Origin of the sequence: Nocardiopsis sp. MG754419, assembly GCF_018207095.1 — a bacterium.
Classification (GTDB): domain Bacteria; phylum Actinomycetota; class Actinomycetes; order Streptosporangiales; family Streptosporangiaceae; genus Nocardiopsis.
This window is the reverse complement of record NZ_QOCZ01000151.1, coordinates 1-13,109: the sequence shown is the minus strand read 5'-3', so window position 1 is coordinate 13,109 and position 13,109 is coordinate 1. Positions and strand designations below refer to the sequence as shown.

Here is a 13,109-nt window from a genome sequence, read left to right as displayed (position 1 = left end):
CGTGTGCCCTGCCCCGAGGGGACGGGGCAGGGCACACGTGCGTCCACACCCCGCCTCCGGGGTCCGTTCCGGGTGGGGGCGCGACCTTCTGGGCGGCGCTGTGCGCTCCGGACCCCTCCCTCCCGACCTCGACCCCCGACACGCGGCCGGGCCGGCCCGTGTGGACGACCACGCGGCCATGAGGCCCCTTCGTCAGGGAACGGACCTGCGGATCCTGGTGCGAGGCGGGTCACGGTCACCGCGTGGAGGACAACTGACACACTGGTGAGGTGGGTACTCAACAGACTTCCGCAGAGCTCTTCCAGCGGGCGGCCGCCGTCGTCCCCGGCGGCGTGAACTCGCCCGTCCGCGCCTTCGGCGCGGTCGGCGGCACCCCGCCCTTCTTCGTCAAGGGCGAGGGCCCCTACCTCACGGACTCCGACGGTCGCCGTTACGTCGACCTCGTCTGTTCCTGGGGGCCGCTCATCCTCGGCCACGCCGCCCCCTCCGTGGTGGAGGCCCTCCACGGCCAGGTCGCCGCCGGCACCTCCTATGGCGCCCCGACGCCCGGTGAGGTCGAGCTCGCCGAACTCATCGTCGAGCGCACCGCCGCCGAGAAGGTCCGCCTGGTCAACTCCGGGACCGAGGCCACCATGTCCGCCATCCGCCTCGCCCGTGGCTTCACCGGGCGCGGCAAGATCATCAAGTTCGCGGGTAACTACCACGGCCACGTCGACGCGCTGCTGGCCGCGGCCGGCTCCGGTCTCGCCACCTTCGCGCTGCCCGACTCCCCGGGCGTCACCGGTGCGAGCGCGGCGGACACCATCGTGCTGCCCTACAACGACATCGAGGCCGTGGAGCGCGCCTTCGCCGAGCACCCGGGCGAGATCGCCTGCGTGATCGCCGAGGCCTGCCCGGCCAACATGGGTGTGGTCCCGCCGCGGGCCGGCTTCAACGCCCGCCTCAAGGAGCTCGCCCACGCGGACGGCGCGCTGCTGATCCTCGACGAGGTGCTCACCGGTTTCCGCGTCAGCGCCTCCGGTTGGTTCGGACTGGAGGAGGTCGCGGCCGACCTGGTGACCTTCGGCAAGGTCATGGGCGGCGGCCTGCCCGCGGCGGCGTTCGGCGGCCGCGCCGAGATCATGGACCGGCTCGCCCCGAACGGCCCCGTCTACCAGGCGGGCACGCTCTCCGGGAACCCGCTCGCCACGGCGGCCGGTTTGGCCACCCTGCGCGGAGCCACCCCGATGGTCTACGAGCACATCGACCGGGTCTCTGCCCGCGTCGAGGCGGAGGTCTCCAAGGCCCTCGCCGCGGAGGGTGTCACCCACCGGGTCCAGGGCGGCGGCAACCTGTTCACGGTGTTCTTCACCGGCCGGGACGTGGTCGACTTCGACAGCGCCCGCACCACCGACACCCAGGTGTTCGCCGCGTTCTTCCACGCCATGCTCGAACAGGGCGTCTACCTGCCGCCCGCCGCGTTCGAGGCCTGGTTCTTCTCCGCGGCCCACGACGAGGCCGCCGTCGACCAGGTGATCGCCGCCCTGCCGAAGGCCGCCGAGGCCGCGGCACGGGCGCAGGAACGGTCCCGGGCCTAGGCACCGTTCGACGAACCACAGGGGGTGTTCCGTGCTTCTGCCACCGAAGGTGGCCGCCTCGCGGTCGGCCGCCCGGACACGGGCCGAAGCGCGACACGGACCCTGAACAACACGACCGAGGCGCTCCTCGGCCGACCACGGGGTCCTGTCCCCGGGCGTCGGCAGGGTTCCGAAGGCGCGGAAGGTGGAATGGCCAGGAACGAGCCATCACATCGGAGGCGTCCGAGGTCTCGGCCCGTGCTCGGCCCGGGGGCGGGCCGAGACCGAGCGCACGTCCCGAGAGGACACCACCACCGACCCATGCCCGGCCCCCGGACAGAAAGACTTCCACGATGACCACCACCACCGTCGTCCACCTGCTCCGCCACGGCGAGGTGTACAACCCCGACAAGGTCCTCTACGGGCGGCTGCCCGACTACCACCTGAGCGACCGGGGCCTGCGTATGGCGGAACTGGCCGCCGACTGGTTCGAGGGCCACGACATCGGTGCCCTGTTCTCCTCGCCGCTGGACCGCACCCAGGAGACCGCGGTTCCGCTGCAGAAGGCGTTCGACCTGCCGGTGACCCTGGACGACCGGCTCATCGAGGCGGCCAACAAGTTCGAGGGGATGTCGCTCTCCTCGGCCTCGGCCCGCGACCCCCATGTGCTCAAGCGTCTCTACAACCCGTTCCGGCCGTCCTGGGGCGAGCCGTACCAGCAGATCGTCGACCGGGTGGTCGACGTGATCAAGGTGGCCCGACGGGCCGCCTGGGGTCGGGAGGCGGTGTGCGTCAGCCACCAGCTTCCGATCTGGATGGCCCGCCGAGCCGCCGAGGGCAAGCGCCTGTGGCACCGTCCTGACCTGCGCGAATGCAATCTCGCCAGTGTCACGTCGCTGACCTTCGCCGACCAGCGTCTGGCCAGCGTGAGTTACGCGGAACCGGCCGCGGAACTCTACGGTGGCGCCTCGTCCGTTCCCGGAGCGTGACCCGCCGTCCCCGGGTGTGACCGTCCCCGCGGGGGCCCGCACGGGTCGCCCCGGGGTCGGAGTGCGGTGCCTCGTGTCAGTGGAACACGCCCTACCGGTTAAGCTGGGGCCACGGGTGCGGTAGATGTGCGTGCTCAGCGCCGTCCTCCCCGGGGGTCCGCCCCGGTCGCACCGGCCGCGCACGCCCGCGCGTGCGAGCCACCGCGAGCCCGGTAACCGCATCCGAGCCGCCAGGTGTTCGTCACCAGTGGTCCGGCATGTCCGTACGCACTCGTCAGCGAGAAGGTGATCCCATGGGTTCCGTCATCAAGAAGCGCCGCAAGCGGATGGCGAAGAAGAAGCACCGCAAGCTGCTCAAGCGCACGCGTGTGGCGCGTCGCAACAAGAAGTAGGACCGTTAGCGGCGAAACGTCTCTCCGCGGGCGTGGACGCGTCCTGCAGGGCACGTCCCGAGCGCGGAGACACTTCCCTCCTTGCGTGGCCTTGACCACGACAATGGAATTTTCTGGGTGAATCACTGTTGTGTTTCACGGGTCGCGGTCGCCGCTTCACCCCTGGAGGGTGAACGGTCCGCGAGCCTCCCGCTCATCGTCTCCTTTCAAGGAACGTATCGCCATGGCTCGTGTCGTACTCGTCACCGGGGTCTCCAGCCCCCTCGCCGCCAGGGTCGCCCAGGCCCTCAGTGAGAAGCCCGGTGTACGCCGGGTGATCGGTGCCGACTCCTCACCTCCGCCGGGCGATCTGCCGGGGATCGAGTACGCCCACGTCGACCTCCACGACGGGAGCCTGGACCGGGTCGTCGCCGACTCCGGTGCCGACCTGGTGCTGCACCTGGGCCTGGACACGGCCAAGGGGACCAACCGGGAGGACGACCTCCTCGGCACCATGCGGGTCCTGGGCGCCGCCCAGCGTTCGGAGAACGTCCACCGCCTCGTGGTGCGCTCCAGCGCGACGCTGGAGGCCGACGACGCGGCCGAGGTCGAACAGCACACCCGCGCCCTTCAGCGCCGCCGCCCGGACCTGTCCGTGGCCCTGATGAGGTTCGCGAACCTCATCGGTCCCTCCGTCGACACCCCCCTCACCCGCTACATGGACTACCGGGTCGTGCCCACCGTGATGGGCCGCGACCCGCGCGTGCAGTTCCTGCACGAGGACGACGGGGTCGAGGCGCTCGTGCGCATGTCGCTCAGCGACCGGACCGGATTCTTCGACGTCTCGGGCGAGGACACCGTCCCGCTCTCCCACTGCCTGCGCCGGATCGGCGGTCAGCGCGTCCCCGTCCCCGCCCGCGGCCTCAAGGTGCTGCGCGGGGTGGCCAAGCACGGCCGGATCGGTTACGCGAGCGCCAGCGCCGCGCGTGCGGTCAACACCGGCCTGCACGCGGCCCGCTTGGACCCGGTCGCGCTGCGCACCGCCCTGGACTGGGCGCCCTCCTACAGCTCCATCGAGGCCTTCGAGTCGTACGCGCACAGCCGCGGCGGCGTTGGCCGTGGCCGTCCCGGCGGCGGTCGTGGCCGTGGTGCCGGCCTGCGCCCCGTGCACGTCATCGCCCTGGCCCGCGCCACCCTCGGGCGCTGACCCCCACGCCCCGAACCCCTCCGGGGCGGACGTGTGTCCCCGTCGCCGCGTCATCGCGGCTCGTGCTCCGGCCGCGCGTTCCGTTCGTCCGCGGGTCCGCGCCCGTGGTGCCGCCGCGCGGCCCGCGCGGTGATGATGCGGGCGGGTGCGCCCTGGTACATCGCGGCGGAGCGACCGCCCGCGCCGTGACCCCCGTGTGAAGCCCCGTGTGCGCGCCGCCGTGGCCGACGTCCGCCCCGGGCTCCGCCGAGGCGCCGGTGCGACCGAACGGTCCGACCGGGTCTCCTCGGGCCGGCGCGCCGTGGGTCGTGTGCCGCCCGGACGTGTGCGCACGATCTCCCACCGCCGCGTTCCACCACCGCGCCTGAGCGCCGATGCGCGCCCTCGGGCACCCTCAGGCGCCGTCAGGGCCGGATAGGGCGGCCACGACGCTCTCAGTGCCGTTCAGTGCGCTGTGAGGGTGGTCAGCGCGGAGAAAGGGATCTGCGGTGCCGCACCGCGCGCACCGCCATGGCGCCGGCCACCGCACCCGCCACGGCGGCGGGAACGGCCACCCTGAGCGCCGCGCGGTGTCGGCGGAAGTCGTGGACCGGCCACTGGTGGGTCCGGGCGTAGCGGCGCAGGTCCCCGTCGGGGTTGACCGCGTGCGGCTCGCCCACCAACGACAACAGCGGCAGGTCGTTCGAGGAGTCGCTGTAGGCCGAGCACGCCGCCAGGTCCCAGCCCTCCTTGCGCGCCAGCTCCCGCACCGCAACCGCCTTCGCCGGTCCGTGCAGCAGGTCGCCGTTGAGCCGTCCGGTGTAGACCCCGTCGATGCTCTCGGCCTCGGTGCCCAGCGCGCCCGTCAGGCCCAGCCTGCGGCGGATGATCTCGGCCAGCTCCACGGGTGTCGCCGTGACCAGCCAGACCGGCCGTCCCACGTCCAGGTGGGCCTGCACGAGCCGGCGGGCGCCCTCCCAGATGCGGTCGGCCATGGTGTCGTCGTAGATCTCCTCGCACAGGGTGACCAGGTCCTGGACGTCGTGTCCGGCGACGAAGGCCAGCGCCGCCTCACGGGCGGCGTTGATGTGCTCGGGCTGCTCGCTGCCGGTCACCCGGAACACCGTCTGTCCCCACGCGAACCGCATCAGGTCGCGGGTGGTGAACAGGTCGCGGGAGGCGAGGCCACGGGCGAAGTGGTAGATCGACGCGCCCCGCATCAGGGTGTTGTCCACGTCGAAGAAGGCGGCTCCGGGGCCGACCGGTTCCGGGGACGATACGTCCAGTGACACGGTTCTCTCCTGGCTCGGGTGGGGGAGGTGGCCCTTCCGGCGGCCGGGAAGCGGCCCCCGCGTACTGTGAGCCTAGGGCCACCCGGTGTCCCGGTGGGGTCCCTGAACCTCCCCGTGAATCCCGGTGATGAAGATCACAGTGTAGGGCGTGGTTCCCGCCCTCACTCTGCGGGATCTTCCCCCAGACCATCCCTCCAAAAGTGCACGTTGTGCACATCCACCCGTCGGCGTGCAGCATCATTGTCGAGATGGTCACGGTAGGACTGACATTCATAAGCGCGTTGGTGGGCTGGAGTGCCACCGCCGCGCTGACCGCGTACGCCCAACGCCGTCCCGGTATCGCCGCGATCGCATGGTTGATCGCCGCGCTGGGTGTCACGGTCGGACTGAGCGCCGCGGTGATCGGGGTGCTGTTCGACTTCGGCGAGCTCACCTTCCGGCTCCTGCACCTGGGTGTCAGCCTCATGGGGCCCGTCTTCATGGCGTGGGGGGCCTTCGAGTACGCCGTCCGCGCGCCGAACGCCCGCTTCACCTCACGCCTGTTCCTCAGCGTCTTCATCATCGTGCCCACGGTGGTGCTGGCCGTCGACCGCATCAGCGGTCGTTTCGGCTCGTCCTTCCCCCCGCTGGCCGAACATTACGACCTGATCCCGCGCGCGCTCGTGAACGGCGCGCAGGTCTTCGCCGCCGTCCTCCTCGTCACCGCGCTGGTCGCCGTCGCGCGGCGCGGCCTTCGCGGCCCCGGGACGACCGAACTGTCCGTCCTCGGGCTGCTCGCCCTGTCCGTGCTCCTGTCCGTGCTCGTGGGCCGGGTGGGTCTCGACGCCATGGGCCCGGTCCTCATGCTCGGCGCCGTCTCCTCCCTCTGGGGCGCCGCGGCGCTGGCGGCCAAGCCCCGCCGCGACCTCTACGACGATGACGACGACTACTACGACGACGAGTACGACGACGTGGACGACGAACTCGACGAACCGCAGGAGGAGCCCGTGCGCCGTAAGCGCCGCAATGCCGACCCCTACGACGACCTCTACGACGGCGCGCCCGCCGCCTCGCCCGGTAGGGCGTCCGGCAAGCTGCGCGGCGTCATCACGATCTACACGCTCGCCGACGGGCAGGCCCCCGGTTTCGACCGACTCGCCAACGCCGTCGTCGCCGAGGTGTCCGCGCGTGAACCCGACACCCTGCTGTTCGCCTCGCACACCGTGCCCAGTGCCCCACTGCAGCGCATCGTCTACGCGATCTACCGTGACGAGTTGGCGCAGGAGGAGCACGAGCAGCAGTCGCACATGCTGGAGTTCGGCCGCCGTCTGTCGGCGCACGTGGTCGCCACCAACGTGATCGAGCTCTCGCTCTCCGACGCCTCGGCCAACGACGGCCTCGCCGCCATGCTGATGCCCCGCTGACCGACGCGAGCGAACCCCGCCGGAGCAGCGGTTCGGTCGTCGGCGCCCCCGCCGTTCCTCGACGAGGGGCGCCCCCCGCGGTGCGTCGTGCCCGGGTCACCCGGACCCGTCCGTGACGACCCCGGCCCCCGTGACCGCAACCGGGAGGCAGCCCCCTGCGTCGTATGCGGGGTGAAGTACTCTTCCCTACAGGTTTTTCATGACCGGCGCCCATCGGGTGCCGATGGCGTGTGACCACGACCGGCGGGACGACCCAGCCGAGAGGCGCGCCGGAGCGAAAGAAAGTGTGCTGGGATTTCCGATGCGTAAGTTTCTTGTCGTCTTCCTGATCCTCCTCGCGGCGCTTGTGGTGGTGGCCGACATCGGGGCGCGGTCCTTCGCGCAGAACACCCTCGCCGAGCGTCTGACGCAGCAGATGGAGATGTCCGAGGAGCCGGACGTCTCGATCGAGGGTTGGGCGTTCCTGCCGCAGGTGCTGAGCGGGACCTACACCGAGGTCAACATCAACGCCGACAGCGCGACGATGAGCGGGGTGACGGTCGACCAGATCGAGGCCACCGCCTCGGACGTCGAGGCGCCGCTGAGCGACCTCATGAGTCAGCCCACCGTGGTCGCCGGTGAGGTCGACGGCTCCTTCGTGGTGCCCTACTCCTACTTCAACCCGTACCTGCCCGAGGGCATGACCATCAGCACCGAGGACGGTGAGCCCCGCATCAGCGGTGAGCTGGCCCTGCCCGAGCGCGGCGTGAGCACCTCGGTCTCCAGCGGCGGCGAGTTCACCGTCGACGGCGACGTCCTCTCCGTCACCCCCGTGGACATCCAGATCGGCGACCTGCCGATCGACGTCAGCGACCAGGTGTCCGGCATGCTCACCTTCAGCGCCCAGGTCCCCGAGCTGCCGCTGGGCCTGACCGTCACCGACATGGAGGCCACCTCCAACGGTCTGCGGATCACCGGTACCGGTACGGACGTTCCGCTGATGGGCACCGAGGCGGCCTGATGGCCCCCGCCGTGGAGTCGCTCGGCGCCGAACAGATCGGCGCCGAGCTGGGCACGAGGGCCACCCTCGTGCAGGTCTCCAGCGCCTTCTGCCAGCCTTGCCGGGCCACGCGCCGCGTTCTGGAGGACGTGGCCGCCATGGTGGAGGGCGTGAGCCACGTCGAGGTCGACGCGGAGTCGCACCTGGAGCTGGTGCGTCGGCTGGAGGTGCGGGGGACGCCCACGGTGTTCGTCCTGGACGCCGCCGGCCGGATCGTGCGCCGCGCCCAGGGGCAGCCGCGCAAGGCCGACGTGATCGCCGCCCTCGGCCGCGCCGTCTCCTGACCCCGACCCCGACCTTGACGGGTACCCCACGTCCGGCCCGCGCGGTCGCGCCCGTTCTGAGACGCCGTTCCCACATCCCGGAACGCCTCGAAGGGCCACATGTGCCGGTGGAGCGGGGCCGACGGTGTTTCCTGTGATCCAGGCCACCAGTGACAAGACGGCGGTCGTGCCTGTAGCGTCTACGACGTGACTTCCTTGACGAGCGCGTATCTGACGAAGCGACGGGCGGTTGATTTCTGCCGCGTCGCCGCCGCGCTCTGTCCGTGTCCCTAGGGCGGACGGTCCTTCGACCCGCCCACTCCGTGCGATCGGTCCTTCTGATCTCCACGCACTCAGGGATGGCGTTCCATGCGGGTCATGTTCGACGGTCGGCGCCCATGCGTCCCACCTCCCCATGAAGCCTCCTTGTTCCGTGCGCCCGGAGTCGTGGGCCGCGACCACGTCCGCCCGCACCATGCGTAGTCCCCGTCCCGTCTCCGCCCCGACCCCACGGTCGGGTCCGGTGGGGTACCCCGAACACCCCACGGCGAGGACGGACCACCGCGAGACCCCTGCTTCCGGCCTCAGTAACCGGAAGTGCGACGCACCGACGCTCACGCGACACCGCACAAGAAACACAGGAGGTTCCCCATGAGCCGCTCCGACGTCCTCGTGGACGCCGACTGGGTGGAGGCTCACCTGGACGACGCCAACGTCGTTCTCGTCGAGGTCGACGAGGACACGTCCGCCTACGACAAGGGCCACATCCGCGGCGCCGTCAAGATCGACTGGAAGACGGACCTCCAGGACCCGGTCCGCCGTGACTTCGTGGACAAGACCGGCTTCGAGAAGCTGCTGTCCGCCAAGGGCATCGGCAACGACGACCAGGTCATCCTGTACGGCGGCAACAACAACTGGTTCGCCGCCTACGCCTACTGGTACTTCAAGCTCTACGGCCACGACAACGTGCGCCTGCTCGACGGTGGCCGCAAGAAGTGGGAGCTGGACTCCCGCGAGCTCGTCGAGGACGTGCCGGAGCGGGCCGCGACCGCGTACACGGCCCAGGAGCAGGACGCCTCGATCCGCGCCTTCCGTGACGAGGTCGTCGAGGCCATCGGCACCAAGGACCTGGTCGACGTGCGCTCGCCCGACGAGTTCACCGGCAAGCTGCTGGCCCCCGCGCACCTGCCGCAGGAGACCTCGCAGCGTCCGGGTCACATCCCGACCGCGCGCAACATCCCGTGGGCCAAGACGGCCAACGAGGACGGCACCTTCAAGTCCGCCGACGAGCTGCGCGAGCTCTACACCGAGGCCGGTGTGGACCTGGACAAGGACATCATCGCCTACTGCCGCATCGGCGAGCGTTCCTCGCACACCTGGTTCGCGCTGCACGAGATCGTCGGTCTCGAGAACGTGAAGAACTACGACGGTTCCTGGACCGAGTACGGCTCGCTCGTGGGCGTTCCGGTCGAGCTCGGAGAGGCGGAGGCCAAGTGAGCGACAGCTGCGGAGCCCCCGAGGGCGGTGTCGCGCTGGCCGACGTCGACGCGGGCGGCCAGGCGGTCATCCAGGGCACGGTGACCCGTGACGGGCAGCCGCTGCGCGGTGCCTACGCCCGACTGCTGAACGAGTCCGACGACTTCGTCGGCGAGGTGGCCACCGGAGACGAGGGCACCTTCCGGTTCTTCGCCGCCGACGGCACCTGGAAGGTACGGGTGCTGGCCTCCCAGGGCTTCACGGGCGAGTACCCGGTGCGGGCCGAGGTCGGCAAGGTCGTGGACGTCCAGGTCCACGCCTGACGGACGCCCGAACGCGCGAGGCGCCGGCGAGCGACGGATCATCTCCGTCGGTCGCCGGCGCCTTCGTCGTGGTCGGTCGGCTCCGCGCGATCCGGCGTTGGAACCGGTGCGCCGGCCGGGCCCCGGTTCCGCTCGATCACCCGCGCGCAGCGACGCAGGACGTACCGCCGACGGAGGGGCAGGCCCGCCGCCACGGCCAAGAAGACGAGGGCGGTTACCGTGAACATCACCGATCCCCTCGCCCCGTCCTCACGGGCTCCGAGGCCGAGGAGGTTGCCGGCATGGAGGACGATCACCCCCACGAACGTCGCGGTGGCCCATGGGTTCTCCCAGGCGCGGCGGTGGCGATCGGCGGCCCGGAGGACCGCACGGGCCTCCGCGGGGCCGCGGGTGCGCAGGCCCTCGCGCGCCGCCCGTGCGAAGCGCCGTTGATCGACCGGGGGCACGCTGCCGGGGAACCGGGACCACGGAAGGGGCGGGTCGCCGTTGCGGCGGTTCCACACCGCGGTCATCACCATGGACACCAGCGACGTCGCCGCACCGATCACGATCAGAGCGCTGGTCACCGATTCCGGCACGGCCGCGTTCACGCCCCCTCACCCCGCTCCGCGGGCGCGGGCGATGACGTGGTGCCCGTCTCGCCGCGGTCGCGTTCGGAGGCGTAGGCGGCGGCCAGGTCCCGGTTGAGCTCCACGGCCCGCTCCACCCGCTCACGTAGCCGACGATCCCGCCGGGCGGCCGCCACACCGGCGAGGGCCGTCACCGTCACGAGGAAGAGCGGCAGGAAGAGGAAACCGAAGGGGAGCGACGTGTCCCTGTCCCAGGAAACCGCGGAGAACGCCCAGTAGAGCACCCAGATCAGCGCCACGCCGAGGAAGCCGCGGCCCTCCCAGGGGTTCGGCTCGGCCGCCGCACGCGTGGCGAGCCGATGGGTCACGTACGCCGTGGCGGGATCGTCCGCGGCCCGCCCCTCACGCATCAGTCGGTCCGCCTCCTCCCGGATCGGTGAGAACGGCGTGCCGAAGCGGGTCAACTCGGGGTCGATGATCGGGACGTCCCCCGGATCGCCGTGTGCGCGTCGCCACTGTCGGGACTTCCACGCGATCACCACCACCGCCACGACGCACAGAAGCGCCAGGACGATGATGATGATCTGTGCCACCTGGGTCCACATGGGTCGTCATCCTTTCTCGTGCGCGCCGGTGCCCGGGGTGTGTGCGGTCCGCTGCGCGGCCTCGGCGACCGTGGCCGCCCGCTCGGCCTCCTCGTACGCGGCCCGCGCCCGTGCCTCCTCCTGCTTCACGACCGCCGCGAAGGCGAGGGCACGATCGGCGTTCACCTCCAGCGCGCGCCGGGCGTTGCGCAGGGTCCTCCTGATGTGGAACGGCCCGATCGTCAGCAACGCCAAGAGGAGGAGAAGGACGAACATCCGCACGTACGCCCTGCCGGCCTCGTCGGCGTGGAGGAGGTCGCCGATCGCGACCGGCAGGATGAACGCCAGGCCCAGGAACACCAGACCCGAGGACCAGTGGAAGGTGAGTCCGTGCAGCCGTTCCGCGGCGGTCAGCCGGACCACGTAGGCGGTGCGCGGATCGTCCACGGCGCGGCCTCGGCCGACCGCACGTTGCGCCTCCCACCGCACCGAGGAGAACGGGCCGCCGAAGCCGGGAAGCTCCGCCCGCGCGGCCAAGGCCAGGCCCCGTGTGTCCGGATGCCGGGAGCGCCACCGGCGGGCGGTGACACCGCAGGCCACGGCGGCGGCCACGGCCACCGGGACGTAGAGGGCGGAGACGATGTCCATGATCGTCACGAGGTCGTACCTCCGATGACGTGCGGGGGCGGGATCACTCAGTACAGAGGGCCGGTCCACGTCGGCGAGGGGCGGTTCTCACGGTGCGCGTGCGCTGCGTGGGCGGCGCGTTCCTCGTTGGCCGCGATCGCCCGTCGTGCCCGGCGCAGGATCTGACGGCGCCTCAGGGGGAGGTACACGAGCACCCCCAGGAGGAAGGGCTGGAACACCAGGAGGCCGGGAGACGCGTGGTCGCCGACCAGGGACATCCGCAGGAAATTGAGGGTGAGCATCGTTCCGATGAGGAACTGGGCCGCCGTGCTCCAGGGGTCCTCCCACAGACGCAGGTCCTCGTGTGCGGCGGCCACGGTGACACGGGCGAGATCGGCGTCGGATGCGACCCGGCCCGTCCGCAGATAGGGCCTGACCCGACGGCGCTCCTCCCGTCCCGGGGCGTCCTGACGGGGGTTCTCGGGTACACCGTGACGCCTGCGCCAACGTCGGCTCCGCACCACGCACGTGATCGCGGCGGCGACCAGGAAGCCCAGGCCGACGGCCCAGGCGAAGAAGGTCCAGTCCGTCATCAGGTCCGCTCCTTCCGCTGGGGAGTGGGGTCACGGCGGCTCGTGCGGGGCCCGTCCGCACCGCCGTTCAGGGCGAGGGTCCGCTCCGCCCGTCGTCGTGCACGGCGGCCGAGCAGGGGCACGGCCGGCACGGACACCGCGAGCAGGACCCCGAAGAGGCCCAACGACGTGGCGAGGAGACGAGCGTCCTCGACGAGGTACACGAGGTTCTGGGCGATGTTGAGGACCACGGACGCGTTCAAAAGCGCCAGCGCGGGGATATGCCACGGGTCCTTCAAGTAGGCGATGCGTCGTAGCAGGATCGACCGCACCACATGGGCGACCTGAGGGTCACCACTCGCCTGCGAACGGCGGACGACCCGCGCGGCACTTCTCCGCACCGGAGAGAGCGGGCCGCCGAACTCCGCGAGTTCCGGATGCCGCCACAGCATCGTGGGCAGTCCGCGCCGACGGCGCCAACGGAAGCTCAGCACGAGGCAGACGAGGGATGCGGCCAAGAGGACCACGGACACGGCCAGAAGTGACAGGCGCACCTCGAACTCGGTCATCCGGCATCACCCTCCCGAGCCCGGACACCCGTGTCCGGCCGCGCGGAGCCGCGGACCGGCGCCTCGGCGGGTGGAGTGAGCCGGGGCCCGTATGGGGGCTCGGGCGTGCGGGCGCCGGCGGCGTGCGGCCGTGGCCCGTGGGCGTGCGCGGTCCCGATCGGCTCCGGGGCGGGGTCCGGTGTCGGGAGGCGTGGGGAGACGGAGCAGGGGACGGTGCGGTGCCGTGTCACGGCGGATCACCTCCGGTGGCGTCGTGGTCGGGGGCATCGGTCACCGGGGCAGGGGGTCCG

General features: G+C 71.4%; 16 protein-coding genes. 10 read left to right on the top strand and 6 right to left on the bottom strand.

Annotated elements, in window-relative coordinates; all coding sequences use genetic code 11:
* Window positions 1–269 precede the first annotated feature (269 nt).
* The 4 genes from hemL to DSY14_RS22900 all read left to right on the top strand — a co-directional run bounded on the left by hemL (window position 270) and on the right by DSY14_RS22900 (window position 4,123).
* Window positions 270–1,577, top strand: coding sequence for a glutamate-1-semialdehyde 2,1-aminomutase (hemL, locus tag DSY14_RS22915; RefSeq protein WP_211718687.1), 1,308 nt, complete (start codon window positions 270–272; stop codon window positions 1,575–1,577).
* Between the two features lie 332 nt (window positions 1,578–1,909).
* Window positions 1,910–2,545 (top strand): histidine phosphatase family protein, encoded by a 636-nt coding sequence (locus tag DSY14_RS22910; RefSeq protein ID WP_211718686.1) that lies wholly within the window; start codon window positions 1,910–1,912, stop codon window positions 2,543–2,545.
* A 293-nt stretch (window positions 2,546–2,838) separates the two neighbouring features.
* Window positions 2,839–2,937: a 30S ribosomal protein bS22 gene (locus DSY14_RS22905; protein WP_013155353.1), complete on the top strand. Its 99-nt coding sequence runs from the start codon at window positions 2,839–2,841 to the stop codon at window positions 2,935–2,937.
* Window positions 2,938–3,160: 223 nt separating this feature from the next.
* Window positions 3,161–4,123, top strand: a complete 963-nt coding sequence (locus tag DSY14_RS22900) for an NAD-dependent epimerase/dehydratase family protein (protein ID WP_211718685.1) — start codon at window positions 3,161–3,163, stop codon at window positions 4,121–4,123.
* Between the two features lie 464 nt (window positions 4,124–4,587).
* On the opposite strand, the gene DSY14_RS22895 is transcribed toward DSY14_RS22900, so the two are convergent.
* Complete coding sequence (locus DSY14_RS22895) at window positions 4,588–5,394, bottom strand: HAD family phosphatase (RefSeq protein WP_211718684.1); 807 nt, start codon at window positions 5,392–5,394, stop codon at window positions 4,588–4,590.
* 248 nt (window positions 5,395–5,642) lie between these two features.
* Here DSY14_RS22895 and DSY14_RS22890 point away from each other — a divergent pair, with 248 nt between their 5' ends.
* The 6 genes from DSY14_RS22890 to DSY14_RS22870 all read left to right on the top strand — a co-directional run bounded on the left by DSY14_RS22890 (window position 5,643) and on the right by DSY14_RS22870 (window position 9,898).
* Window positions 5,643–6,797, top strand: coding sequence for a putative quinol monooxygenase (locus DSY14_RS22890; RefSeq protein ID WP_211718683.1), 1,155 nt, complete (start codon window positions 5,643–5,645; stop codon window positions 6,795–6,797).
* 301 nt (window positions 6,798–7,098) lie between these two features.
* On the top strand, window positions 7,099–7,797 hold the full coding sequence (locus DSY14_RS22885; protein ID WP_211718682.1) for a DUF2993 domain-containing protein: 699 nt from the start codon (window positions 7,099–7,101) through the stop codon (window positions 7,795–7,797).
* Window positions 7,797–8,120, top strand: coding sequence for a thioredoxin family protein (locus tag DSY14_RS22880; protein ID WP_211718681.1), 324 nt, complete (start codon window positions 7,797–7,799; stop codon window positions 8,118–8,120). The genes DSY14_RS22885 and DSY14_RS22880 overlap by 1 nt, the downstream gene beginning before the upstream one ends.
* Before the next feature lie 186 nt (window positions 8,121–8,306).
* Window positions 8,307–8,393, top strand: a complete 87-nt coding sequence (locus DSY14_RS29655; RefSeq protein WP_355267795.1) for a putative leader peptide — start codon at window positions 8,307–8,309, stop codon at window positions 8,391–8,393.
* A 357-nt stretch (window positions 8,394–8,750) separates the two neighbouring features.
* Window positions 8,751–9,596 (top strand): sulfurtransferase, encoded by an 846-nt coding sequence (locus tag DSY14_RS22875; RefSeq protein WP_211718680.1) that lies wholly within the window; start codon window positions 8,751–8,753, stop codon window positions 9,594–9,596.
* Window positions 9,593–9,898: a DUF1416 domain-containing protein gene (locus DSY14_RS22870; RefSeq protein ID WP_211718679.1), complete on the top strand. Its 306-nt coding sequence runs from the start codon at window positions 9,593–9,595 to the stop codon at window positions 9,896–9,898. Before DSY14_RS22875 ends, DSY14_RS22870 begins: the two co-directional genes overlap by 4 nt.
* A 38-nt stretch (window positions 9,899–9,936) precedes the next feature.
* Here DSY14_RS22870 and DSY14_RS22865 read toward each other — a convergent pair whose 3' ends face one another.
* Genes DSY14_RS22865 through DSY14_RS22845 form a run of 5 tightly spaced genes read right to left on the bottom strand, consistent with a single transcriptional unit; the run spans window position 9,937 to window position 12,819 of the window.
* The gene (locus DSY14_RS22865; RefSeq protein WP_211718678.1) at window positions 9,937–10,488 is read right to left on the bottom strand and encodes a hypothetical protein; all 552 of its coding nucleotides are present in this window, start codon (window positions 10,486–10,488) and stop codon (window positions 9,937–9,939) included.
* Window positions 10,485–11,072, bottom strand: a complete 588-nt coding sequence (locus DSY14_RS22860; protein WP_211718677.1) for a hypothetical protein — start codon at window positions 11,070–11,072, stop codon at window positions 10,485–10,487. The genes DSY14_RS22865 and DSY14_RS22860 overlap by 4 nt, the downstream gene beginning before the upstream one ends.
* A gap of 6 nt (window positions 11,073–11,078) precedes the next feature.
* Window positions 11,079–11,708 carry a hypothetical protein gene (locus DSY14_RS22855; protein ID WP_211718676.1) on the bottom strand — a complete coding sequence of 210 codons (630 nt, stop codon included), beginning with the start codon at window positions 11,706–11,708 and terminating at the stop codon, window positions 11,079–11,081.
* A gap of 38 nt (window positions 11,709–11,746) precedes the next feature.
* Entirely contained in the window at window positions 11,747–12,271 is a 525-nt protein-coding gene (locus tag DSY14_RS22850; RefSeq protein ID WP_211718675.1) for a hypothetical protein, read from the bottom strand.
* Window positions 12,271–12,819, bottom strand: coding sequence for a hypothetical protein (locus DSY14_RS22845; protein WP_211718674.1), 549 nt, complete (start codon window positions 12,817–12,819; stop codon window positions 12,271–12,273). Before DSY14_RS22845 ends, DSY14_RS22850 begins: the two co-directional genes overlap by 1 nt.
* Window positions 12,820–13,109 lie beyond the last annotated feature (290 nt).